Consider the following 23,708-nt stretch of genomic DNA (forward strand, 5'->3'; position numbering starts at 1 on the left):
CCGCTGCACCGCGTGCGCCACCGGCGCCGACCTCGCGGCCGCCGCGTGACGACACCCGCCACATTCCCCCAGGAGCCCGCCATGCCCGACACCCCCCCCCCGGAGCCCGCCACCACCACCGCCGCGGCCGTCGCCGACGCACAAGCCCTCGTAGCCCGCGCCGACCCCAAGGCCGGCCTCCTCCTCGCGGCCGTCGCGGCCGGCGTCTCCCTCGCCGCCGGGACCGTCGCCCCCCCCCCCCCCCCCGCCCCCCCCCCCCCCCCCCCCCCCCCCGCCCGTTCCCTTCTCCCGCCCAGGAGGCCACCGTGACCGAACAGCCCACCACCCCCGCCGCCCCGGCCCCGCTCACCGCCGACCAGGCCGCCGCCGAAGCGCGCCGCCTCATCGCCGACGCCTACCGCCCCGGGCCCGGCGTCCCCGCCGCCACCGCCTGGCGGGACACCACCCCCACCCCCACCCACGGCACCACCCCGCCCGTCCCGCAGCCCGACCGGCGCCTCGTCCCGCCCGTCGCCGCCGGGATCGCCGTCTGCTCCGTCGCGGTCGGCGCCGGAGCCGTCGGCATCGGCTGCGGCGCCTGGCTCCTCCTCCAGGGGCTGTCCGCCATCACCCTCGCTGGGGTCCTCGCCATCGCCGCCCCGTTCGTCGGCATCGCGATCGTCGCCACCGCCGTCGGGACTGCCGTCAGCAGGGTCCGTGCGGGGACGTCGACCACCACGCACGTCTACCAGGGCGAGGTCACCCAGCACACCGAGATCGAGGCGCGGCAGCGCGGCATGTTCTCCCGCACCACCATCTCCCGCTGACCGCCGGGTGCTCCGTCTCGCTGCCGGTACCCGCCCCCGGGCACCGGCGGCGCGGACAGGCCACCCGGCCCCGCACCACCCCCGCGGCCGCCGCCCACCCCGGGCGGCGGCCGCCGCGCTTCCCAGGGAGACCACATGACGTTCAAGCAGGGTGACCGAGTCGAGATCACCCGCTGTGCCGACGACCCCCGCGCCGCCGGCAAGGTCGGCCGGATCGTGGACGGCGTCGCGCCCGGCCACCTCACCGGCGGTCGGTGGACCGTCGGTGGCCTCGGGCTGTTCCAGCGCCCCGTCCTCTGCACCAGTGCCGAGTTGCGCAAGGTCTGACTCCGCACCGCCCACCCCCACGGCCGCCGCCCCACCCCGGGGCGGCGGCCGCACCCGTCCCGGACCGCTGAGGAGACACCGCCGTGCCCACCCGCCGCCGCACCCTCACCGCCGTCACCACCCCCGCCGCCGACCAGGAGCAGCGCGCCACCCTCCCCGTGTACGAGCACGGCACCGCCGCCGCCCACCTGCTGACCCGCCGACAGCTCCGGGCCTCCGGGCTGCGGCCCGGCGGCCATGACCCCGTCGCCCTGCTCCGCTGCCGCCGCTGCGCCTACCGCCCGCTGAGGCAGTGCACCCGGCCCGCGTACCTCTACGACTCCCGCCTCGCGCTCCCCCGCCGCACCCCCACCCTCGCGCAGGAAGAGGCGCTCGATCGGGCCATGGCCGCCCGACAGACCTGCACCACCTGCCGCACCCGGCAGCCGTACTGCCTCCCCCGCGCCGACCGCCGCTGCACCGCGTGCGCCACCGGCGCCGACCTCGCGGCCGCCGCGTGACGACACCCGCCACATTCCCCCAGGAGCCCGCCATGCCCGACACCCCCGCCCCGGAGCCCGCCACCACCACCGCCGCGGCCGTCGCCGACGCACAAGCCCTCGTAGCCCGCGCCGACACCAAGGCCGGCCTCCTCCTCGCGGCCGTCGCGGCCGGCGTCTCCCTCGCCGCCGGGACCGTCGCCGCCCTCCCCGCCCCGGCCCGCATCCCCGCCGCCCTCACCGGCCTCGCCCTCGCTGCCGCAGCCGTGCTGCTCCTCCTGGTCGTCATCCCGGGTGGCGGGGCCCTCACCCCCGCCACCCTCACCGCTCAGCCGGCCGACCGCCTCGCGCTCCTCTGCGCCTTGGTCACGGCCAAGATGCAGCGCATCCGAACCGCCGTCGGCGTGCTCCTGGTCGCCGTTCTCCTCGCCGCCATCACCGCCGCCGTCGCCCTCACCGCCGCCTGACCCGTACCCAGTAACACCGGAGCCCCCGGCTGCCCCGCATCAGCGGGGCGGCCGGGGGCTCTTTTGCGTTCCCGAGCAGCCTGCGTCAAATCGTGATGGTCCTGCTCGTCTTCGACCCGCTGTCCGGACTCCACTCCAAGATGACCCGGCGGTCCTTCGTTGAGATGAAGTTGAACGACTTGGATCCGTCGCAGACCTTCGCGCGGTGCGCGCTTCCGGGCACAAGCCGCCCACGATCGGTCTTCAGGTTCAGGCAGCCCTTTGCAGAGCTGGCCTTGTGCATGGTGCCGCTGAGCCGCCACCCCGTGTCGACCTTGACGGCCTTGACGGTGGCGTAGCCGACCCAGCCGCCGCCGCTCTGCGACACGTCCAGCCGAGCCGACTTGCTGTCGGTGCCGCCGCTCCAAGTGGCCGCCGTGGCAGTGGGGGTGGCGGTCGCGGTCAGCATCAGCGCCGCGCACAGTACAGTCGCGGCCCGGCGGGCCGCTGAGAACTTCATGATCATGACCCGCCAACTCCCGCCCTCCGATCGCGGACACGGGGGCCGACCGTCCGTCATCACTACGGGCCAAACCTCTCAAGTGCGAGGATGGTCCGATGTGTCGCCGTTCTGCCGCTCTGCCCCTCGCGCTGCTCGCCGCCGCGTCGCTTGCCGCGTGCACGACCGTCCAGCCCGTTCCCTCGGACCTTCCGGGGCCTCGTCCGGCGGGCGGCGCCAGCCCCGCCATCCCCACCCCTAGCCCGATCGAGGGCACCACCCCCGCCATCGAGGACGACCCCGAACCGGCGCGACGGGACGCTGTCCCGCCCCCGCCGTCTACGCCCACGCCGCCGCCCCCGGCCCCAGGGCGCGAAGTCCCTGCACCGCCCCCGGTGCCCGCCCCGCCCGTTCCGCCGGCGCCGCGCATGCCCGCCCCCGTGCGGCCGGTCACTCCCGCCCCGCCAAACATCGGGTACGAGCCTGGCGCCGTCTGCGACATGGGCGAGGACTGGATGGACGAAGGCGTTGCTGCCGCCTGCCGCGACGCCTTCCGGTAACCGACGCAGAGAGGGGCCCGCGCATGCACGGGCCCCTCCGAGGGGTCAGAAATTCTGACCCCTCACATCACTTCGCGATGGCCTTCTCGGCCGCGGACAGCCGCTTCACGAGCTTGTCGACCTCCGACCGGAGCTGCGCCAGATCCCTGCCCGCCTTCTCCGGGTCAGCTTCGTGGGCCGCCGCGACTCGCTTCGGCGCCAGTGCAGAGTAGGCCCGTCCGACGGCAGTAGCGGCACCAGCCAAGTCCCCACTGCCTGTCACGGCACCGCGGTCAGGGTCGGCGGACTCGCCCTGCTCCCCAGGTGAGGTCTCCTGCTGGTGAGGGACCTTCGGGGACTCCAGCTCTGTTGCCGCCTGTCGAAGCATCGCAGCCGTCGGCTTGGATCGCCCCTGCGTCTTCGCCTGCTCAGCGCTCACCCGGACGACGACTTCGGCGTGCTCCACGCCGTGCGTCTCGATTACCCCCGCGATCACCTTGCGTGCGGACGCCCGGGTGAGAAGGCTGGCCGTCTCCTCGCCCAGCTGCCCTACGGCACGAATCCGCGCCGCGTCCTGCAGGAGCTCGAAAACGTACTTCGGCTCCACATCGAGCAGCGCTGCTGCCCACTGAGAGAAGTTCGTGTGGCCGGCTACCGCGTGCAGCTCCCGGTCGCGAGCTACCTCCAGCAGCAGGCCCTTGTTGAGTACGACGTAGTCGTCGACGCGGCGCCCGAAGGTGTCGATCTCCGCTAGGCGGTCCTTCACGTAGCTGAGCTGCTCCTCGGGGGAGCCGCTGACATCGTCAGCCGTCAGGAGACGCCCTCCACTGAAGACGCTCGCCTCTGGAAGGGGTGCCTTCTGGAGTTCGGCAGGAACCGCCGGGTCCACCTGGGAATCGGCCGCCTTCTTCAGCCGGCCCGCGCCCGCCGCGATGAGCTTGTTCTTCGGTGTCACGCCGTCGTCCCTGTCGCATCGAGGATCTTGCCGTAAGCGGCCTGGAGCGCCTTCGACTCCGGGCCCGTCGCGCTGGTGATCGGAACGCACGCGAAGCGCGTCTGCTGCCGGATCGAGTGTCGCGGAATCGCCAGGTCGGGACGGTACAGCTCGCCGTACGTCTCGCTGAGGAAGTCCCCTATGGCCGTCTTCAACGAGTTACGGCCGCCCGGCACTATCGACGGCACGATCCCCACCACGTTCAAGCTTGGGTTCATCCCGAGATCCTTCACCAGCTTGATCGTCGCCAGCGCCTCAGCCGCACCGATCCGACCGTCCTCGTCCAGCGTCGCCGGAATCACCACGTGCGTCGCAGCCACAAGCGCTGCCGTGACCAGCTTGCCGCCCGCGCGAGGAGGCAAGTCCAGGATGGCTACTTCGTCGTGCGTCAGCGCCCCGTTCAGCGCCAAGCGCAGTCGGAACTCCAGACCGACAGCCGTGTTGTCGGACTCACGGTTCGCCAGTGCCCGCTCCGCAGCGATGACTCGAACCCCCGGCCAATCGTCCGACGCAGGCGTGAACGCATCGGAGGCCAGGCCGCTTGCGCCCTCGGGATCGAGGGCGAGGAGATCGTTCATCGTGAAAGCCGGGGCCTCATCCGGCGAGATGCCCAGCTCTGCCGAGAACGTCGCCCGCGGGTCCAAGTCCCCCGCCGCGACAGGCAAACCCTGCGCGCGGGCGGCGGCCACCAGGCCACCGGCGAGCGCGGACTTCCCCACGCCGCCCTTCTCGCTGTATACCGCCACCACTCTGCTCATGCCCAGAGACTAGCGGCCACTCGGCTCACGGAGAGGAGGTACCGGGGAGAGCCCAAGGCGCGCTGCGCCCTTGCGCTCCTCTCGCGCCCTGTCCGCCCCAGGCGCACTCTGGTGGGGTGATCGACCTCCCACCCCCGCTTGCTCTCGCCCGGGACACCCACCCCGTTCCGGACGGCACCGGCCTGGCGTGGGAACCGAAGTGGGACGGCTGGCGGGCCGCGCTCGCCCGCACCGAGCGCGGCGTCGCCCTGTTCGCACGGTCCGGCCGCCCGATCGGCAACAGTTTCCCCGAACTGGAGGCAGCGGGCGCCGCGCTCCCCGTCGGCACGGTCCTGGACGGCGAGATCGTCGTGTGGCGCGGTGGCCAGCTCGACTTCGCGGCAGTGCAACGCCGGGGCCTGACCCGTGCCTCCCGCGCCCCAGCGCTCGCTCGATCTGCGCCGGCGTCCTACGTGGCGTTCGACGTCCTCGCCACCGGCGGGGGAGACATGCGGGCGCGGCCGTGGGAGGAGCGCCACGTGCTCCTGGAGCAGCTACTCGCCCCGGTCGGTCCGCCGCTCCAGGCCGGACTCGCCACCCGAGACCGCACAGTCGCGCTCGGCTGGTACGAGGACCTGGCGGCAGCCGGTGTCGAGGGGCTGATGACGAAGCCGGCGCGCGCGCCGTACCGAGCGGGTCTCGCTTCCGGATGGCGCAAGACCCGCCACGCCACCCTCACGGACGCCCTGGTGCTCGATGTCGCCGGGCCGCGCGCGGCTCCGACCACGGCCCGAGTCCGCCTCGCAGGCGACGGCGGCCGCGTGGTCGACGTCGCCGTCCCGCCGCCGCTGCGCCGGGTCCTGGCCGCCGCCCGAGCACAGGCGGGGGAGGGGGCGGTGCCGGTAGAGCTGCGGGTCGGGACCGGTAGGCACGGCACCGTGCGGTTCGTCCGCGTCCGCGGCGACCTCACGCTTCCCGGGGGCTGAACCCATCTCTGGTGTCTACGATGCGAACTGACACCGAAGAGATGAGAGTTGAGGGGTGCAGGTGCCGCAGGACCTGGAAGATCGCGTAGCGCGCGTTCACGATCCGGAGATTCGCCCGCTAGTGCAGGAAGCTTTCCGTTCGTACACCGTCGGCTCGTACAGGGGTTGCATCGTGCTCGTGTGGACGGCGGTCGTGACTGACCTCCTCCACAAGATCGCGGTGCTTCACGAGGAAGGTGAACCCGACCCGGGCGGCATCTTGGCAAAGCTGGCGCCAGTTCGAGGAAAGCGCAGTCAAGAGGCGTTCACCGTGATGCAGACGGTCGAACGAACGGTCCTGGACGCGGCGCGCAAAGTGGAACTCATCGACGATGCCGACTGCGGCCTCCTTCAGCGCCTGAAGGAAGACAGGAACGCCTGCGCCCATCCTTCGCTGCGCCCCGCGGGCGAGCTGTTCGCGCCTTCTGCCGAGTACGCTCGCGCGCACCTTGTGACGGCGCTTGATGCAGTGCTGGAGCAGCCAGCGAGTCAGGGGACGAAAGTTGTCGAGCGGTTCAGGGAATTCGTCAGCGCGCCTGTGTTCGGCGCTGAGGCGAGCTACCTGCGGTACACGTACTTCGATCGTGTGCGTCCGAAGGTTCGGAAGAAGATCATCGAGTTCACCGCGAAGCACGCGGTGCTCGAACTCGATACCGGCCCCGGGTTGAACCGGGAGACCGTCGCTGACCGGTACGCCGAGTGCCTGCTCGTCTTCCACACGCGGGACCACGCCGCCGTCAAGGCGGCGACGACTAAGTACATGGAGCGTCTCGCGGCCAAGGACCACGCAGTTCAGCTGCGGGCCGCGGCTCGCCTGTGGCAGCTCGACGCCTTCTGGGACACCCTCCATGAGGCCATGCGATCGCAGTACAACCAGTCGATCAAAACGCTCGGTGAAGACGCCCCGAAGCGAGACCGCGGGCTGCCGAAGGAGTGGGTGACTCTCATGCGCCTGGTCACCGGCTCAGAGCACCGCCGGCGTCTACCTGAACTCGAGGCTGTCTTCCCGACGCTCCCGATCAACGAGCGGCACGACATCATCGCGGGTAAACCCGACCCGTACTTCGCGCCGTACCTCGCAGCGCTCATGCGAGATGTTCGCTTCTTCGACCAAGGCGAGGCGGTCGTCAGTACCGTCCTGATCCCCAACGCCCAGCACATCACCTTGCGGCAAGCGCAGGACATCTTCAGCGCGTGGGCTGAGAACAACCAATGCTGGGGGCGGGCGATGCCCTTCCTTGCCGGGAAGTTCTACCGCGCGCTGATTCCTCACATCGGGGATGACGAGTTGGATCACACCTGGAAGGAGTTTCTCGATTCGATTCACGACGACGGGGCCAGAGCGATAGCACGAGATGAAGGGGAAACGGTGATCGTGGTCTGATCACCCGGCGCTGATAGCTTGGTCGGTGTTGTACAGCTCCCGCTCGGCTGCGGTGAGGGTCATCTCTACGGGGATGCCGAGCCGCCCGGCGTTCTTGATGAGGTACTTCCCGCGGCCGGGGTGGGGGCGGCCGGTCTCCCAGGACTCAGGGGCGGACCAGGACGCGACGAGCTGCCGTTCGCGGGTGGTGAGCGCGCGAACTTCGTGGACGCGCGCGAGCTCGTTGTCGGGGAGGGCTCCCATGACGGTGATCGCTGCGCGTTCCACGAGTCCGCGGGCCTTGATGCGGTCTTCGGGAGTGGGGAGGGCGTCGGAGTCGGCGAGGCTGTGGGTGGTGATGACCGACCCGATGCCCTTGCCCCGGTTCAGCCGGCTGACGCGGTCGGTCCGTTCGACCAGCCCCGGTGCGACGCGCAGCGAGCGCCACAGCTCGTCCTGGATGGTGAGGTAGGGGCGGCGGTCTCCGGCGGCGCGGGAGGCGTCGATGCTGCCGAATCCGTAGGCCCAGGTACAGAGCATCGACGCGGCGACGATGTCGTCGGCGGCCTGGTCCAGCGCGAACAGGTCGATGCTGACGGCTGGCGCCCTGAGATCGGCCGGGGTGGTGGTGGGGGCGTCGAAGAGCCCTTTGAGGATGCCTCGGCAGATTCGCGCGAGGGTCCGCAGGACGCTGTCGGTCAGCTGACGGTACTCCCCAGGGGATCGTGCGAGGACGGCTTGTTCCATCTCGGGGCCGGCGGTCTCGATGGTGTGCATGACCTCAGGGATGAGGGGCTGCCGGTCGCCGCGTCGGGCGAGGATGTCCAGGGCGCCCCCGAGGGCGAGTTCCTCGGCATCGGTGATCGGCGCGCCCCTCGACCCGCGGGCGATCAAGCACAGCGCGAGGAGGAGGTTCAGGCGCCGTGCGCGGACCTCGGCTCGCAGAGCTTCGGCCTTCTCCGGGTTGGTGCCTTCCAAGCTGGTGACGGCGGCGCTGAGGGCTCCGGCGTCCAGGGGGTTGATGCGGTCCAAGCCCCACCCGATCCGCACGACCTGGCCCCCGAGCCTGCTGACGAGGTCGCCGTACTCCCCTTTGAGGTCTCCGAGGACGACCACGCCGGTGCCGTAGGCGACCAGGCCGGCTGCCAAGCGCTTGCTGAAGGCCGACTTCCCGACCCCCGGTTCGCCCAGGATGTAGACCCCGGGGTTGGTGCACAGCCCCGCCCGCACCCAGTCGACCGGGTCCAGGGCGACGACCTCGCCCCACAGCATGTGGCGGCCCATTGGAACGCCGATCGCGGGTGCGCCGGAGCCGGCGGTGTGGGGGTAGAGGCCGCATCCCTGCACGGTGGTGGCCTGCCAGCGGGGCGGGCGGGCGGTGTGGGCGGCGCGGCCCCGGCCGGACCCGGGCCATCCCCAGGACGGCGGGGTGGGCCCGGTCTGCGGCATCGTCACGTCGGGCACGGCGCTGCTCCTGGTGCTCGTGGTGGGGTCAGGTGGTGCGGCGGCGGGCTGCGTCGGGGAGGTAGATGCCGAGGGGGAGGGTCGCCGCGTGTGCTGCGGCCTGCGACCAGTAGGCCGGGCGCAGCCGGATCTTCGAGGCGCCGGCGCGTTGTTCGACGTCGGCGACGGCGCAGGGCAGATCGTCCGGGTCGGTCACGGTGGTGGTGATCACGACCGAGTACAGCCCGAGGCCAGCGCCTTGGGCTTCTTCGGCAGCAGCCTGGGTGGCGCGGGCCCGGTCCGCTGCGTCGGTCGCGGTCTCGGGCCGCTGCTGCCGCTGCCGGACCGCCTGCCGAAAGTCGGCTGCCGCGACTTCGCGTTCGAGGTGGGCGGCGGCCTGCGCGGCCGGGTACGGCTCGTAGCTCAGCGATACCCGCTTCGGCCAGCGGGAGGGGGCGAGCAGCGGGACGAGGACTTCGGAGGTGACGGCCTGCCGCGGTGGGTGGGTCCACACCCAGGAGGTGGACGTGCCGGAGTCGTGCTCGTACCTCTCGCGCCGCTCTCTCGCGGCGAGGGGGGCGGCTGCTCCGGGCTCCAGCAGCGCGCCGGGGTCGGCTTCGCCGCCGGTGGTGGGGGAGTAGGCGAGCGCGCGGGCGACTTCGCCCCGGGCGGCCGGGTCGTGCGCGACGCGGACGATGCCGGCGAGGCGGGCGGCCGATGCCCGTCCCAGGACGGTGAGGCCGCAGCTGCCGAGGGAGTGCTGGAGGCCGGCCAGGGTCCGGCCGACTTCAGCGACGGCATCCCCGAAGGTGGCGAGCTGTTCGGGGGAGCGGCTGGGGTCGAACGTCACGGAGACGCGTGTCTCGACTGCGGCGGACGCGGCGGGGGAGACGGCGACGAGTTCACGGACGAGGTCGGTGGCCGCGCGCGGCGCGTTCGGATCGAGGCGGGCGGTGACGTAGTCCTCCAGTGTCGACCCCGGGTCGGGGGCGGTGTCGACGGTGACGGTGGTCCACCGGACCATCGGCGCGTGTCCGAGGTGGGCGAGCCAGGCGCCCCACTGCGAGACCCAGCCGTCGACCTGGTCGCCGTCGGCCAGCGCGGTGGACGCGGCGGCGACCCGCAGAGTCGCGGTGAGGTGGCCGGAGCGGCGGTGCCAGGCCAGGCCGTAGTGCCCGCCGTCGCCGTCCTCTGCGGAGAGGATGACGACCGGGGCGAGGAGCCCGGGGAGGTCGTGGTGCCGGTCGTGCAGCGTCACCAGCTCGGAGGTGTAGGCGGTCTGCCCGCCGGCGACCCCGCGACGCCACCGCACCGCGGTGCCGATCGCCTCCAGGAGCGGTTCGCCGCGCCACCGGGCGACCGTCGCGAGCGCCACGACCAGGGCGACCGGCCCGACGTAGAGCAGACCCCGCACGTCCACGGCTGAGGTGATCAGCACGACGACGAGCAGTGCGAGGAGGACGGCGGTCTGCGTGCCGGTCATGCCCCACAGGCCGATCCCGCGCGGGAGCCGCCACCCGCCGTAGAGCCGGATCTGATCCGCCATCACGATCCCTCCGTCTTCTTCTCGTCGCTCTTCGGCGGATCGGTCATCGCCGCTCCCGCCGCCTTCGCTCCGGCCGCTGCGGCTGCCGCCGTTGCCCCGGCTGCGGCGCCGACCGGGCCGCCGACCGCACCCGCCTTCGCCCCTGCCGCGACCGTTCCGGCGGCGCCGGCACTGGCGCCGCCGGCTGCGGCTCCTCCTCCGGCCGCTGCCGTCGCGCCGCCTGCTGCGGGCGCGGTGCTGCTGATGGCCGCCGCCGACCCGGCCGGGGCCGCCCCTCCCGTCGCGGTTGCGCCGCTCGCCACGGTCCCGCCGCCACCGGCGGCGGGAGTCGCACCTGTGCTGGGGGCTGCTGCGCTACTGCTCGGGGTGCGGGCGCCGGGCACGGCACCCGCCGGACCGGAGCCGGGACCGGTGCCGGCGGGCAGGCCCGCGCTGGGGCTGCCGGTCGACACCCCGCCACGTCCGCCGCCGCGGGGCATGCCGGAGTTGATGAGGCGGGTCATGCCCTGCACGGGCATCCGCGGCGCGCTCCCGCCGCCGCTGCCGGGCCCGCTGCCGCCGGTGAGCCTTCCCTGCCCGGCGGCTTCCGTCGCCCAGCTGAAGAGCTTCAGCAGGGCGGGGAGGGCGGCGATCGCGATCACCAGCATCGTGATGCCGATGAGCATGTCCTGGCCGCTGTCCGCCTCGGTGATCATCGCGTAGGCCGCGAAGTACACCAGGGCCGCTGTCGGCTGCCACCAGATCAGCGCCATCGTCCAGCCGACGACGCGACCCAGCCAGCTCTGCCCGATGAGCTGCCCGGCGGCGGCCAGCGGGATGCACCCGGCGAGGATCACGATCGCTGCCTCACGCAGGAGCCCGATCACCCACTGCACCACCCCCGCGAGGAACCCCAGGATGGACAGGAGCAGGATCGCGCCGATGCTGATACTCGGCTCCTGGCCGTAGGCCCCCGACAGCCGCGCCCCCAGCTCGCGGGTTTTCGCCTCGTCCAGCACCCAACCGGAGAACGCGCTCGCGGCCTGGAGGAACAGGGTCAGGATCGCAGTGCCGCTCACTGTCCAGACGACGAGCTTCGCGACGCCCTCACCGAGGGAGAGCAGCGGATCGGCCCGGCCGGTCATCACCATCCGGATACCGGCCAGGATCATCCCGGCCGCCGCGACCGTCACCGTCAGCGGCCACGTGACATTCCGGATCTGGTCCACGACGCCGGTGTTGAGCGTGACGGAGCTGTCGGTGTCGACCCACCAGGTGAAGCTCTCGACGACGATCCACGCGGTCGCGTCACTGATCGCGTTCGTCATCGCCACGAACGCCGATGCGCCGGCCTCGACGACGCAGCCGGACCAGTCGGTCAGCCCACACATGCCCGCTCAGTCCTCAGCCGTCGGTGGGGAAGAGGGTGAAGCCGTCGACGGCTGCGACGGGCTGCCCGTTCCAGCGGGCGCTGGGCGGTACCCTCAGCCGCCAGTCCCCGGCCTCCCAGGTGAGGGTGACGGGGATGACGACCAGGATCTCGCCGCCGGCGGGGCCGGCGTCCCGCCCCAGCAGATGCACCGTCACGTCCGGGGTGTCCTCGCGGGGCGGCAGCGGCATCACGTAGCCGATCGTCCGGCCGTAGGTTCGCAGCGGCTCGCTCTCAGGCAGGCCGGACGCGGCCCGAGCGCGGGCGTAGTCCCGGTCGACCTGCGCCATCATCGCGCTGATGTCGCCGACCATCCGTTCCACGTTCGGGCCGTAGATGTCCGGCCCGAGCTGCGCGCCGACCCGGCTCGCCAGATGCACGGCCGCCACGGCGGCGCCGCCCTCGTCCCGGGTGAAGCCGCTCGCCACGACCTCGCTGACCTCGGCAGGCCCGTGCGCGGGGCTGAGGGGGAGCTGCGCGCCGTGCAGGTCCTGGTAGGTCAGACCCGACCAGTCCGGGCCGTCCGTCGCCTCCTGGTCGTGCTCGCCCTCGTGCTCCTGGTCGTGGCCGCCGAGCCGCTCGGGCCACGCCGGAGCGCCGTCCGCGGGCGGCGCCGTCACCGGCACGTCCTCCTGCCCCCACCCGCTGCTGCTGCCGATCGCAACGGCGACAGCCGCCGCCAAGGCAAGGCCGCCGACGCCGACCAGAGCCAGCGGACCGCGCCGACGCCGCGCGCCTGCCGGCGCACCGGTCGGCCCCGTCACAGGAACATCCCGAGCACGCCCGCACCTACGCCGCTGATGAGGAGCAGGCCGACCAACTTGAAGGGCAGCTCGGACGCGGCGTCAGCGGCGCTGGTCGTCGCGTGGCCGCCCCGCCTGGCAAGCACGAACAGGTAGCCGCTGTAGATGGCGCTGCCAGCCGTGATCGCCAGACCGCCCCACTTCATCATCCCGAGGAAGAGATCACGGGGCCGGCTCAGGCCCTCCGGCACCTGCACCCCCGGGTTGGGGATCTGCGCCAGCAGCTCCAAGGGCGTCATACGGGAACCTCCATCGGGACAGTCGGAGCGTTGGTCGCGATCGCGGCGCGCAGCTGCTGCACCGGCCCTGCCAGCGACTTCGGGGCGGGCAGGGACAGCGGGTCGTCGGTGTCCCGCCAGTCCGGCACGTAGGGCAGGCGGACCACGGCCTGGAGCCGGTCCTCGATCAGCCGCACTCGCGCCCGGACGGTCGCAGGCTCGCGCAGCGTGCTGTCCGCGACCAGCGCCAGGACGGGAGGGGTCGTCAGCCACCCCCGCTCGATGTACTGGTGGGCCATGGCCACGCCCTTCGTCGCCCATAGCAGGCCGTATGCCGTGCCGCGTGCGACCAGGACGAGGGGGACGTTCCCGACTCCGAGGCCGTCGCGCTGCACCTCGCGGGCGGGTAGCAGGCGCGCGAGGGTGGTGGCTCCGCAGCCTCCGTGGCAGCTCACCACCGCGGCCGGCTGCGACGGCGGGTGCGGTGGCGGTTCCGGGACGGTCGCGCGAGTGCTGGCCATGACCCTCTCTCCCTTGGTTTCGGCGGGTAACCGGACAACGCCTGGGCAGGACGGAAGGTTATCGTCTGTGTGCAATGAGTGATCGTCCGGGGTGAGGGAGCGACCGATGCAGCCAACCGGCAAGAGCGCTGTGCGAGCGGGTGCCCTCGCGGGCGCGCTCGTCGTCGGCCTGCCCCTGCTGCTGTTCGCCGGCGGAACCGAGGACCCGGACCCGCGCTCGCTGTGCGCGCCGGCCGCACCCGGCGCGGTCGCCCAGCACGCCTCCGGACCCGACTCCACACGTGGCGGCCCGCACCTCGACATGCCCCTCGCTGAGGCCGACGCCGCCCCGCCCGTGCCACCGGAGACCATCCGGCCGGGCCCCTGGACCTACCCCGTCCCCGCCCCCGCGACGATCACCGCCCGCTTTGCGCAGGACGGACCGAACTGGTCCTCCCGTCACACCGGGACGGACTGGGCCGCACCCGCCGGCACCCCCGTTATGGCCGCCACCCCCGGCGTCGTCCTCGCCGTGCGGTCGGCTGTCGACGGGCACCCCTTCGGCACGTTCGTCACCGTCCTGCACCACGACTCCGTGGTCACCGTCTACGCCCACCTACGCGACGCCCACGTCACCCGCGGGCAGTCCGTCGACAGCGGGCAGCAACTCGGCACCGTCGGATCGACCGGCAACAGCACCGGCCCCCACCTCCACTTCGAGGTCCGCCCCCAGATCGGCGGACGCCACCTCCCCGTAGACCCCGAGCCCTACCTCGCCGGCGCGGCGATCCCAGCAGCCGGCCCCCAGATGGTGCCCGTCGCCGACTGCCTCCCCCTCGACACCGCAGCGAACGCCGCACTGCCCGACCTCGCCCACCAGATGCACCCCACGCTCGCCCGGCTCACCGCCGACTGCCCCGGGCTACCCGCCGCCTGGCTCACCGCACAGGTGATGGCAGAGTCCAGCTGGCAGCCCACCGCCTGGACCACCGACTCCAACGGCGGCGCAGCCGGACTTCTCCAGATGTCCCGTCAGGTGTGGGAAGCGATCGAGGGCTCTACCGGGAGCTGGCCGCCCGGCGCCCGGCCCCCAGCCGACCACCCGGTGTGGGAACCCGCCACGCACCTACGCGTCGGCGCCGCCCACGTCTGCCGCAACCTCCAGCAAATGGCCGCCCACCTCGCACAGAACCCGCAAAAGCGCATCTCCCCGCTGGAGGCGTCGGCGGTGTGCCACGTCGCCGGATGCGGCCGGGTCACCAACTCCGCTGCGGGCATCCCGGTGCCGGGTGAAGCCGACTGCGGGGCCGGGTGCGTTACGACTATCCACGCCTACATCGACAACATTCACCGCCACCTGACGACGCCTCCCGGCTGACCAACCCTCAAGGTGAGGTCGACCCCGTGGAGGTCGGCTCCGTGGAGGTTGGCTTCGGTGAGGTTGGCTCCGTGGAGGTTGGCTTCGGTGAGGTCGGCTCCGTGGAGGTTGGCTTCGGTGAGGTCGGCTCCGTGGAGGTTGGCTTCGGTGAGGTCGGCTCCGTGGAGGTCGGCTTCGCGGAGGTCGGCCCCGTGGAGGTCGGCCCCGTGGAGGTCGGCTTCGCGGAGGTTGGCTTCGCGGAGGTCGGCCCCGTGGAGGTTGGTTCCGTGGAGCTTGGCTCCGGTGAGGTCGGCGTGACGGAGTACGGTTCCGTGGAGGTCGGCCCCATAGAGGCGGGCATTGTTGAGGTGGGCCTGAGTGAGGTCTGCCCCGTGCAGGTTGGCTTCGCTGAGGTTGGCGTAACGGAGCTCTGCGTTCTGGCAGTTGGCCTCCGCCAGGCAGGCGTCGGTAAAGTCCGTTTCCTCAAGACGCGAACCCCGCAGGTCGGCGCCAATCAGGCTCGATCTACTGAAGTCCGCCGTGGTCAGGTTCAGGCCGGACAGGTCCTGTCGGTCCAGGTCGATGCGCGACAGGTTCATGTTGCTTAGATCCGGCTTCTCGGCAAGAAGTCCCTTGAGGTGGCCCACTGCGGTCAGGGCGTGGTGCAGGTCTGAGCCCCGGGCGAACTCCCGGGCTCCCTCTTGATCGTCGTCCGCGTCGGCAGAGGTCCGCTCCCGCAGGAACCCGATCAGCACACGAGCGGCCGGCTCGGCCTGTTCCGGGGCGTCCTGGACGATCTGTTCCAGGGCGATGATGCCGCCGATCCTGACGTACTGGGCATCATCGCCCAGGCGTTCCAGAGCCTTGGTGAACCGCTCGGTGACCTGCCCGCGCCTGCTCAGCGCGTAGTTGCGGGCAGTGAAGAGCAGGGCGACCCCGGCTCCGAGCACGGCCGTGAGCTGGACCAGGGCGGTCCGCAGCTGCCCGGCGGCGCTCGCCCGGTCGGCGGGCGTCATCGCCCGCCAGTCGCTGCTGCCGTGGATGTGCTGCGCGAGCCAGGTGATGTGCGAAGTCAGCACGATCGTGAGGAGCGCGATGACCGCTGCTCCAGCGACCGCTGCTCCGGCCACCCCGGCGATGCGTCGGATGCGTCGGGTCGATGCGTTCATGAAGGCACAGTGCCGGGTCGCCGACCGCGAGTCATCGGTTCGGCGTCCTTCAGAGCTGAACTTGAGGTTCGCCCATGGGAAAGGCCGGCGGGACACCACCCGAGGGTGGTGACGGCATCCGCCGGCCTCTGTTACCCCATCACCAGCTCCCGAAGGAACGCAGCGACGCGTACCGCCAGGATACGCCCCGACCCGGCCCTGACCGCACACAACACGACCAGTCGCCGCAACCTCCAACTCCGGTCTGTCAGCTTCCTGTGGGGCTGCTGCTGCTGGTCAGGAGCCTGCGCCTGCGGGCGTTCAGTACAGGCGCGAGTACACCGCCCAGTACGGGCCAGGTACAGCCGGTCACAGGCGTGGCTCCCACGTCCGGACGACGATCGCCGGTGTCAGCCCGGCAGCGACGGCGCTTCGGTTCGTCTCCTCGGCAGCGGCCTGCACGGACTCGGTGATCCCTGGCCATGCCCAGTAGACGCAGCCGTGGATGTGGTCGGCGTAGACGTAGCTCAGCATGATGTTCAGCCACCGTGCCCGGCTCTTCCGGTGCCGCTCCATCTCGTGCACCCACACCTGCTCGCCGCTGTCCTTGGCGGCCACGGACGCGAGGTCGGGGTAGCCACGACCGCCGGTTCCTCGCCCCGCGCTCGCCTCCATCGCCCGCAGTGCCGCCGCGGGGCCGGCCGACGGGTGCGGTTCGCTGCGGCGGATCTCCTGCTCGGTGATCAGCTCGTGGTCGGGCTGCCGTTCGGCCAGGTGCAGCGCGAGTTCTACGACTTCCAGGTCGTGGATCAGCTCGGCTGTCGACGGCTCTGCGACCGCGCCTTCGAGGCCCGCGGCGCGGTGGCCGGCTCGGGTCAGCCACGTGATCCGCGGCCGGTCCGCGAGCGGGCGGGCGTGCCGGATCAGCCCGAGCGCGAGCAGCGCTCGTAGGCGCCGGTCGTAGACCTCGCGGCGGCGCCAGCCGTCCCGCCGGTTGAACTCCCTCATCACTTGGCTGGTGGTGACGGCCCGCCACGTCCCGATCCACGCCAGGATCTCGAGATCGCGACTGGTGAGCATGTGCGCGGGTGCTGCCGGCATCGGTGGTTCTCCCTCGCCCCGGGTGTACGCGGGGCCTACTGGTCGCTGTACGTGGCCTGTCCTGGGCACTGTGCCCGATCAGTGACCTGACCTGCACGGATCGTCGCCCGCACGGGTGACAGTGGGGGCGGGTCGGGGTGGTCTTGGTCTTGGTGGTGGTTGTGCGTCTGGGGGTGGCCGGTGGTGGCGCGGGTGTGTGGGTGCGGGTGTGGGCCGGGGGTGGGTTTGGTGGGTGGTTGCTGTGGGTGGGTGGGGTACCTCGCTGCGCTCGGTGGGAGGCGCCTGGGGGCGCCTCCCGGTGGGGGTGGGGGTGGGTTGGTTGGGTGCGGGTGGTGGGTGGGGTACCTCGCTGCGCTCGGTGGGAAGCGCCCTGGGGGCGCTTCCCGGTGGGGGTGCGGGGGTGGGGTGTGGAGGGGGGTTCGCCGCTGTGCGGCTCGGGGGTGGGGAGTGGGGGCCCGGCCGCTGCGCGGCGGGCGGTACGGTGCGCCGGTCTGCTTCCGTTCTGTTGATGGGTGGTTTCGGTGAGTGATGGTCGACGTGGGGTGCGGGCGGATCGTCCGACGGCTCGGTGGGGTGGGGGTGAGCGTCGGTCGGTGTCGGGGTGGGAGGCGTCGGGGCGGTTGGTGGCGGGGTTCGTCGTGGTGGTGGCGCCGATGGTCGTGGTGGTGGCTGTGGTGGTGGCGTGGGTGGGTCGGCGGGCGGGCGGTCGGGCTCGGTGGTGGATCGGGTGGGGTGGGGTGGTCGCGCTGCTCCTGGTCCTCGTACTCGGTGGCGGGGAGGCGTACGTCGCCCCGTATCGGGAGGTGTGGGACGCGTTGGTGAGCCTGCCGGGGCGGTTGGGGGAGGAGGCGTTGCGTGCGGGGCCTGAGGGTCTGGTGTGGGCTGGTCTGCTGCGGGTTCCGGGGTGGGTGGCCGCACAGGTGCCGGTGTCGGTCGCGGCCGGGATGGTGGCCGCGGGTGGGTGGCTGGCGTGGCGGTCGCGGTACGGCGCGCCGTGGCGGGCAGATCCTGCGGAGGTGCTGCCTGCAGAACGGCTCCGGGAGCTCGTCGCCGACGTCGACGTCGTGGACGATCGTCTGCCGGCGGACACGGTCGACGACCTGGTGCTGCGGCTGGGTGTCGACGCGCAGACTGGGAAGCGGTTCGAGCTGCGCTCAGTCGCGTTGCGGCAGCACGCGGTCCTCGCGGGCGCGACCGGCTACGGCAAGACGGTGACGCTGGCGCGGATTCTCTCCGAGCTGCTCGTCACGGACCATGCGCGGCCGTTGCGCGTGCCGATCCTGCTGTTGGACATGAAGGCCGACCCGGAGCTGGTGGAAGCGCTGGAGGCGATGGCCGGGCAGGCCGGCCGGCGGTTCCGTCTGGTGACCGTCACGGGGCGAGGGGAGCGGTACAACCCCATCAGGCGGGGCAGCGTGGAGCAGGTGTGTTCACGGATCGTGGAGTGCCTGGACCAAGTCGCCGGCGGTGGGTTCAGCGAGCCTCACCACAGGGAGTCGGCAGAGGTGTTCCTGCGGCACGCGATGCTCACCCTGGACGACCTCGTGGACCAGGGCCTCGAAGAGCCGGACCCGGTCACGGGCACCCCGCGGCCGTGGCGCCGGGACCTGCCGGACCTCGCCCGGCTGATGTCGCTGCGTCAGCTGTCCGCCCGTGCCGCGCAGCTGCGGCCAGCGGCCGGGCGCGCGGTCCACGGGTATCTGGAGTACCTCCAGAGCGACGGCAAGAGCCTCCAACACTCCATCCCGGGCCTCGCGGCGCGCGTCACGAACCTGGTGGCCGGTGACGCCGGAAGGGTTCTGACCGAGACGACGGACGGCGTCGACGTCTACGACGCGATCAAGTGCGGCGATGTCGTCCTGTTCAGCCTCGCCGCTGCCGCGGACGCTCGCGCGGCACGGCAGGTCGGAAGCCTCCTCCTGACCGATGTCGGCGCCGTCGGGGACCGTCTCCTGACGGAGCGGTGGGGAGCCGGCGGTGGCCTGTTCCTCGTCGGTGTGGACGAGTTCAGCGCGCTGTCCGGAAGCACGATGACGGGGCTGTTCGCCCGTATCCGCGGCGCCGGCGGCGGCCTGCTCCTCGCTACCCAGGACCTCGCGGACCTGGACGCCGTCAGTCCCCAGTTCCGGGCCGCCGTACTCACCAACACCAACCTGTTGATCCTGCACCGACAGCGGTCCTCTGCCGAGCAGCTCGCCGCGCACCTCGGGACCCGTCCCGGGTGGGAGGAGACGCTGTCCCTCCAGGACGACACCGGCCCGCTCGGGGCCGCCACCGCGAGCACGGGTTCGGCGTCGCTGCGCCCGGTCGACGAGCGCCTTGTTCACGCGCAGACGCTGCGTGGTCTCCCGCGCGGCCAGGCCGTCATCGCTGTCGGGCACCCGACGGACAGCACGAGCGTGGTGCAGATCGCGCCCGCGCCGACCACCGGCGGTGACCCGAGGCCGGTTCCCTCGCAGATGCCGGCAGCCCGGCCGGTGCCGCTGACGAAGGCGTCGTCCGTGAGCCCGGGATCACCGGCCGCGCCTGTTCCACCGCGGCCGGCGAAGGCGCCGGCGCCGACGGTTCCGGGTGAGGACATCTGGGACTGACCCGTAGGTGCCACGGCTATGGGTCGGTGGACGGGAGCCTCCGGCGGCCCTCCGGGGGGCACGACGCGAGCCAGAGGGGGAGGGGGCCCGGTTCGGCGGGCGCGGCCCGTCCCGGGGCTGAGGTGGGGGTGGGCGGCGGGGGGGGCGGCCCCCACCGCCCGGTCGACCCTCCGCACCATGCCACACCCCCGGACGGCCTCCGGGCCAAGCCGCGCAAGCGCGGTCGCCTCCGGCGAGCCCTCCGGCCGGCCGGAGGCGCGGCCCACCGTGAGAGCCGACCGACCGGAGGGACCCACCCCCACCACCGCGCCCGCAGTGCGGCCGAACCGGCCGTCGCAAGACACCAGAAACCCCCTCTGACCTGCGCGTATGTCCCACACTTGGGCCCAAAATGCGGTAAATTAGGGGGTGTTGGGAGAGGGAACGGCACCCGAACCCGACGAAGAACCAGTTACCCCAGACCAGAGCCAAGGAGAAGCACCATGAGTGCAGTCACGATCACCCCTGCCATCGTCGTCATCGACGACGTCCCCGAGGGCATCGGCACCCTCGAATGGCTCCAGAGCGCGGTCGGCGGATACGTCCAGGCCGTCTCGCTCGGCACCGACCGCGTGCTGTGGATCGGCGAGGACGGCAAGCACTGCCAGCCCCTCCACCCGATGGCAACGCTCCTCGCCCGGCGCCTCGAAGCCATCGACCCCGCCGACTGGATCGCCGGAGTCGCCGTCATCACCGGCACCACGCCCGACGGCTCCACGGCCCCGCTCACCGGTGAGCAGCTGCACCAGACCACCCGCGACCTGGTGCACGCGCTGAAGGCCAAGGCCGCCACCGCAAGCTGATCCCCCGTGGGGCCCGCCCCGACAGCGGCCCCCACCCACGCCCCACCACGCCCCAGGCCGGGCGGCACGGCACCGCCCGGCCCTTCTCCGGCGTACCCCAAACTCGCAGCGACAGGAACACACCCATGCCTGAGATCACCCCTGCCCTCATCCGCCCGCCCAAGAGCCCCGGACGCGGCGCCACCCCCGAGCAGCGCGCCGCCGCCCGCAAGATCCGCCGCCGCTGGCTGGACGACCTCGCCGACTACGCCACCGCGCAGCTCACCACCCCCGAGGGCTGGAGCGCCTTCCTGTGGGCCGCCGCGATGCACCCCGAGCGGCCCTCGGGCACCAACCTCGCGTTGCTCGCCGTCCAGGCCCCCCAGCAGGTCACGAAGACGTACCGGCAGTGGCAGGCCGACGGCCGCCAGGTCCGCAAGGACGAGCACGGCGTTCTCATCTACACCAGCGTCATCAAGACCACCGACGACGACGAGACGACCGGCACACTGCGCGGGTTCGGGTGCGGCGTCGTGTTCGGCTACGACCAGACGGACCCCGCCGACGACAGCGAGCCCGACGAGGGCCAGTCCGAGCCTCCGTGGCGCACGCCCCGCATCCCGCACCCGCGCCGCCCCGAAGAGCTGGCAGCCGCGGCCGCCGTGTTCGCGTCCGGCAGCGACCGCACCGGCGACGACGCCGTGCGAGACGGGCTCGCCGTACTCGCCGGGGCTGCCCCGGGCCTCACCGAGGGCGAGGCCGCCGCAGCCGCCCACCTCGCCGCCCTCACGCTCGGAGTCCTCCCCGCCACCGCCCCGCCGCTCCCCACCCCGGAGACCGGCGACCAGGACGCCGACCGGACCGAGCTGCGCGAGGCAGCCGCCCGCGTCCTCGACACCGGCCGCGCCATCGCGGCCCAGTTCGCCGCCGTGAGCCTGCCGCCGTTCTGACCCGCAGCCGGGCGGAGCGGGCAACCCCCGCTCCGCCCGGTCCCGCCCCGGAAGGAGGCCCCCCGCATGACCACCACGGACACCCCCACCCTCACCGACCGGCAGCGCGAACGGCTGCTCCGACCGCTCAACCCCGCGCGGACTCAGCGGAACCCGGCCGGGTTCCGCTACCTGGAAGCGTGGGACGTCCGCCGATACCTCACCCGGATTTTCGGGTTCGGCGGGTACTCGACAGACCTCCTCTCCCTGGACCTCGCGCACGCTGCCGAGGTAACGCCCCGCCGGTGGGTGGTCGTCTACCGCGCCGCCGTCAAGCTCACCGTCTACGTGGACGGCCGCGAGTTCGGCCACTGGCACGGGGTCGCTACCGGCGCCGGTCGCAATCTCCCCGTCGCCGACGCCCACGACATCGCGGCCAAGGCCGCCGACAGCGGCGCACTCAAGCGCGCCGCCACGAACTTGGGCGACCAGTTCGGTCTCTCCCTCTACGACGGCGGAAGCCTCGACCCGGTCGTACTCGGCACGCTCGTGAAGAGCACCACGGCACCCCCGGAGGCCGACACCCAAGTCAAGCCCGACCCCGAGGAGACCCACCCCGACGAGGCCACCACGGTGCCGACGACCCCCGCGCCGACCCCAGCAGCCACGGCACCCCCCGCCCCCGCACCGACCACTAACCGACAGGTCCCCGAGCCCGCCCCGGTCGATATCGAGCGAGAGCGAGCCCGAAGAGAAATGCTCGACGCCGCCGCATCCGTCGGGTTCTCCGACGGAATCGCCGCCCAATTTGAGGCCCACTTCGGCCACCCCATCAGGCAAGGCACCACCGCCGAATTCCAGCAGGCCCGCGACCTCATGACAGGTGGTCAGTGATGGAGATCCGAGAACTCGCCCAGCGCGAGGCACAGCTCACGGCCCAGCTCTCCTCGCTGAAACTCGCACTCTCCGTCGTCCGCGAATCCCTCCAAACCAAACTGGAAGAGGCAGCAGAGAAGGACGGCACGCGCCAGATCACCGTCACTCTCCCGGACGGGAATCGAGTCGGCACCATCAGCCTGAACGAGGACACACAAAAGGCCATCATCGCCAACGAAAAGGACTGGAAAGACTGGGTGCTCAAGAATCACCCGTCGGAAATCGACTCACTATTCGTCCGCGAAGTGAAGCCCGCATTCCAGAAGCTCATTCTCGGCCAGATCGAGAACTCGGGGAAACCCGAAATCCACGACCCCGAAACCGGCGAGATCAGCACCATTCCCGGAATCGAGATCCAGACCGTCCGCAGAGGCACCCACAGCCTCAGGTGGAAGAGCGACGACTCCAAGACCGCCGCCCGCGACAGCCTCACCACCTAGCCCCCACCTCCACCACTGTCACGGGGCCGCAAAGGCCCCCGAGCGGCCCCGTGACAGGCCAGGGACAGGCCGACCACCTCTTGCTCAGTACACCCGCCGTACAGGCCCCAGGACACCCCACGCACACCCAGGAGACGCCGGATGATCGCTACCCGACACCCCGAGGTGAAAGCCGCCTACTACGCACTACGTCTACCGATCGGCACCACCGTGGACTACCGGGGATCGTTTCCGTGCTCTCACGGGACGTACACGGTTGAGCCATGCGCTTGCGCATCGTGCGTGCACGCCGTGCTGATCGGTGAAGAGAGTTCGCGTTACCAGCTCACCCGAAAAGGGACGCGTAGCTATCCGCACCACGTTCGGTACACGTCTGTCGCTCCAGCCGAAGAAGGGCCGAGCGGAGAAAGCCTCCCGGTTTGGGCATCCGTAATGCTGGTAAAGAATCGGCTTCGGGAGACCATTCCCGGAATTGAACTGCACTCCGGGCTGTTCGAAAGAAGCAAATGGACTATCGAGTATTCGGGCGCGGAGACAGACGAAGTTAAGACTGTGCTGTGTGCATTGCTACATGACTACAAAAACGGGACCGCCGCGCCACCAGCGGTATCGGTCCCAGACGGTGAAGGAGGCACCATCACGGGCAGACCCAGACTGACAGGGGTAGAGATCTATCGGTCTGACATTCCGTTCTAGAGAACAAAACGGCAGGTGCTCTCAGCGACGCTGAGAGCACCTGCCGTTTTGTTCTGATGGTAGGGCAGAGACCCAAAGCTCACACAGTCTGATCCGGTGATGCACGCTCGCGGCCGCGCCCGAGGCACCGGACGGACCCCGGGACGACCCGCGTCCCATCCGGCCCCGACCGATCCGGGGTACCCGTGCCCGCCGCGTGAGGGCGCCCCGGGCCGGGTTCCTCGTCCACCTCCAGGACCACGCGCCCGAGCCCGCCGGCATCCGCCCGGCCGCCCCCGGTGGTAGGGCTGGAACCCAAAGTTCACACAGGCCCGGCGCGTGATGCACCGCCAGACCCCACCCCGTAGCCCGCTGCTTTTCGGGGTCGGAGCGCAGCGCAGACCCCCGGCCCGAAAGGCGCGCAGCGCCCGGGCCGCCCCGGTGCCCGAAGCGCAGCGAAGGGCACCCGCATCCGCGCAGCGGATGCAGCTCCGCAACGCGGAGCGCGGTCCGCGCAGCGGACCGAAGCGAGGCGCGCAGCGCCTCGCCCTCCCCAGCGCGAAGCGCTGGGGTACCC

Annotated in this window: 23 protein-coding genes; 12 read left to right on the plus strand and 11 right to left on the minus strand. The window is 71.9% G+C overall.

Going from position 1 to position 23,708, the window contains the following annotated elements; all coding sequences use genetic code 11:
• Positions 1-305 precede the first annotated feature (305 nt).
• From HCN52_RS00790 to HCN52_RS00805, 4 genes are all read left to right on the plus strand, one after another.
• Entirely contained in the window at positions 306-806 is a 501-nt protein-coding gene (locus HCN52_RS00790; RefSeq protein WP_168086357.1) for a hypothetical protein, read from the plus strand.
• A gap of 135 nt (positions 807-941) precedes the next feature.
• Positions 942-1,133, plus strand: a complete 192-nt coding sequence (locus HCN52_RS00795) for a hypothetical protein (protein WP_168086358.1) — start codon at positions 942-944, stop codon at positions 1,131-1,133.
• An 83-nt stretch (positions 1,134-1,216) separates the two neighbouring features.
• Positions 1,217-1,633, plus strand: a complete 417-nt coding sequence (locus tag HCN52_RS00800; protein WP_312876474.1) for an RRQRL motif-containing zinc-binding protein — start codon at positions 1,217-1,219, stop codon at positions 1,631-1,633.
• Positions 1,634-1,665: 32 nt separating this feature from the next.
• Positions 1,666-2,079 carry a Pycsar system effector family protein gene (locus HCN52_RS00805; RefSeq protein WP_168086359.1) on the plus strand — a complete coding sequence of 138 codons (414 nt, stop codon included), beginning with the start codon at positions 1,666-1,668 and terminating at the stop codon, positions 2,077-2,079.
• An 85-nt stretch (positions 2,080-2,164) separates the two neighbouring features.
• On the opposite strand, the gene HCN52_RS00810 is transcribed toward HCN52_RS00805, so the two are convergent.
• The 3 genes from HCN52_RS00810 to HCN52_RS00820 form a co-directional block, all read right to left on the minus strand.
• Positions 2,165-2,584: a hypothetical protein gene (locus tag HCN52_RS00810; protein WP_168086360.1), complete on the minus strand. Its 420-nt coding sequence runs from the start codon at positions 2,582-2,584 to the stop codon at positions 2,165-2,167.
• Positions 2,585-3,184: 600 nt separating this feature from the next.
• Positions 3,185-4,051 (minus strand): hypothetical protein, encoded by an 867-nt coding sequence (locus HCN52_RS00815; protein WP_168086361.1) that lies wholly within the window; start codon positions 4,049-4,051, stop codon positions 3,185-3,187.
• Positions 4,048-4,848, minus strand: coding sequence for a ParA family protein (locus HCN52_RS00820; protein ID WP_168086362.1), 801 nt, complete (start codon positions 4,846-4,848; stop codon positions 4,048-4,050). Before HCN52_RS00820 ends, HCN52_RS00815 begins: the two co-directional genes overlap by 4 nt.
• Before the next feature lie 116 nt (positions 4,849-4,964).
• On the opposite strand from HCN52_RS00820, the gene HCN52_RS00825 reads away from it, so the two are divergent.
• Both HCN52_RS00825 and HCN52_RS00830 read left to right on the plus strand, forming a co-directional pair.
• Entirely contained in the window at positions 4,965-5,813 is an 849-nt protein-coding gene (locus tag HCN52_RS00825; protein WP_168086363.1) for an ATP-dependent DNA ligase, read from the plus strand.
• A gap of 55 nt (positions 5,814-5,868) precedes the next feature.
• Entirely contained in the window at positions 5,869-7,236 is a 1,368-nt protein-coding gene (locus HCN52_RS00830; RefSeq protein ID WP_168086364.1) for a hypothetical protein, read from the plus strand.
• Here HCN52_RS00830 and HCN52_RS00835 read toward each other — a convergent pair whose 3' ends face one another.
• The 6 genes from HCN52_RS00835 to HCN52_RS00860 all read right to left on the minus strand — a co-directional run bounded on the left by HCN52_RS00835 (position 7,237) and on the right by HCN52_RS00860 (position 13,154).
• Positions 7,237-8,679: a putative type IV secretion/conjugal transfer ATPase gene (locus HCN52_RS00835; protein ID WP_312876475.1), complete on the minus strand. Its 1,443-nt coding sequence runs from the start codon at positions 8,677-8,679 to the stop codon at positions 7,237-7,239.
• Between the two features lie 28 nt (positions 8,680-8,707).
• A complete protein-coding gene (locus HCN52_RS00840; RefSeq protein WP_168086365.1) occupies positions 8,708-10,204 on the minus strand; it encodes an SCO6880 family protein in 1,497 nt (498 codons plus the stop codon).
• The gene (locus HCN52_RS00845) at positions 10,204-11,574 is read right to left on the minus strand and encodes a hypothetical protein (RefSeq protein WP_168086366.1); all 1,371 of its coding nucleotides are present in this window, start codon (positions 11,572-11,574) and stop codon (positions 10,204-10,206) included. Before HCN52_RS00845 ends, HCN52_RS00840 begins: the two co-directional genes overlap by 1 nt.
• A gap of 13 nt (positions 11,575-11,587) precedes the next feature.
• A complete protein-coding gene (locus HCN52_RS00850; RefSeq protein ID WP_168086367.1) occupies positions 11,588-12,232 on the minus strand; it encodes a DUF8175 domain-containg protein in 645 nt (214 codons plus the stop codon).
• Between the two features lie 140 nt (positions 12,233-12,372).
• Positions 12,373-12,654, minus strand: coding sequence for a hypothetical protein (locus HCN52_RS00855; RefSeq protein WP_168086368.1), 282 nt, complete (start codon positions 12,652-12,654; stop codon positions 12,373-12,375).
• Positions 12,651-13,154, minus strand: coding sequence for a hypothetical protein (locus HCN52_RS00860; RefSeq protein ID WP_168086369.1), 504 nt, complete (start codon positions 13,152-13,154; stop codon positions 12,651-12,653). Before HCN52_RS00860 ends, HCN52_RS00855 begins: the two co-directional genes overlap by 4 nt.
• 106 nt (positions 13,155-13,260) lie before the next feature.
• Between HCN52_RS00860 and HCN52_RS00865 the strand changes: the two genes are divergently transcribed.
• On the plus strand, positions 13,261-14,511 hold the full coding sequence (locus HCN52_RS00865) for a peptidoglycan DD-metalloendopeptidase family protein (protein ID WP_168086370.1): 1,251 nt from the start codon (positions 13,261-13,263) through the stop codon (positions 14,509-14,511).
• On the opposite strand, the gene HCN52_RS00870 is transcribed toward HCN52_RS00865, so the two are convergent.
• Positions 14,481-15,659, minus strand: a complete 1,179-nt coding sequence (locus HCN52_RS00870) for a pentapeptide repeat-containing protein (protein WP_168086371.1) — start codon at positions 15,657-15,659, stop codon at positions 14,481-14,483. The two genes, HCN52_RS00865 and HCN52_RS00870, sit on opposite strands and share 31 nt — an antisense overlap.
• A 348-nt stretch (positions 15,660-16,007) precedes the next feature.
• Positions 16,008-16,739: a hypothetical protein gene (locus tag HCN52_RS00875; protein WP_168086372.1), complete on the minus strand. Its 732-nt coding sequence runs from the start codon at positions 16,737-16,739 to the stop codon at positions 16,008-16,010.
• 593 nt (positions 16,740-17,332) lie between these two features.
• Between HCN52_RS00875 and HCN52_RS26040 the strand changes: the two genes are divergently transcribed.
• The 5 genes from HCN52_RS26040 (at position 17,333) to HCN52_RS00900 (ending at position 22,456) form a co-directional block, all read left to right on the plus strand.
• Complete coding sequence (locus HCN52_RS26040) at positions 17,333-19,330, plus strand: type IV secretory system conjugative DNA transfer family protein (protein WP_168086373.1); 1,998 nt, start codon at positions 17,333-17,335, stop codon at positions 19,328-19,330.
• A 482-nt stretch (positions 19,331-19,812) separates the two neighbouring features.
• Positions 19,813-20,172: a DUF3846 domain-containing protein gene (locus HCN52_RS00885; RefSeq protein WP_168086374.1), complete on the plus strand. Its 360-nt coding sequence runs from the start codon at positions 19,813-19,815 to the stop codon at positions 20,170-20,172.
• Positions 20,173-20,297: 125 nt separating this feature from the next.
• Positions 20,298-21,101, plus strand: a complete 804-nt coding sequence (locus HCN52_RS25820) for an ArdC family protein (protein ID WP_168086375.1) — start codon at positions 20,298-20,300, stop codon at positions 21,099-21,101.
• A gap of 66 nt (positions 21,102-21,167) precedes the next feature.
• Complete coding sequence (locus tag HCN52_RS00895) at positions 21,168-21,974, plus strand: Rad52/Rad22 family DNA repair protein (protein ID WP_168086376.1); 807 nt, start codon at positions 21,168-21,170, stop codon at positions 21,972-21,974.
• The gene (locus tag HCN52_RS00900; protein ID WP_168086377.1) at positions 21,974-22,456 is read left to right on the plus strand and encodes a hypothetical protein; all 483 of its coding nucleotides are present in this window, start codon (positions 21,974-21,976) and stop codon (positions 22,454-22,456) included. Before HCN52_RS00895 ends, HCN52_RS00900 begins: the two co-directional genes overlap by 1 nt.
• Positions 22,457-23,708: the final 1,252 nt, after the last annotated feature.

This window comes from Streptomyces bohaiensis, from assembly GCF_012033785.1.
Taxonomy (GTDB): Bacteria; Actinomycetota; Actinomycetes; order Streptomycetales; family Streptomycetaceae; genus Streptomyces; species Streptomyces bohaiensis.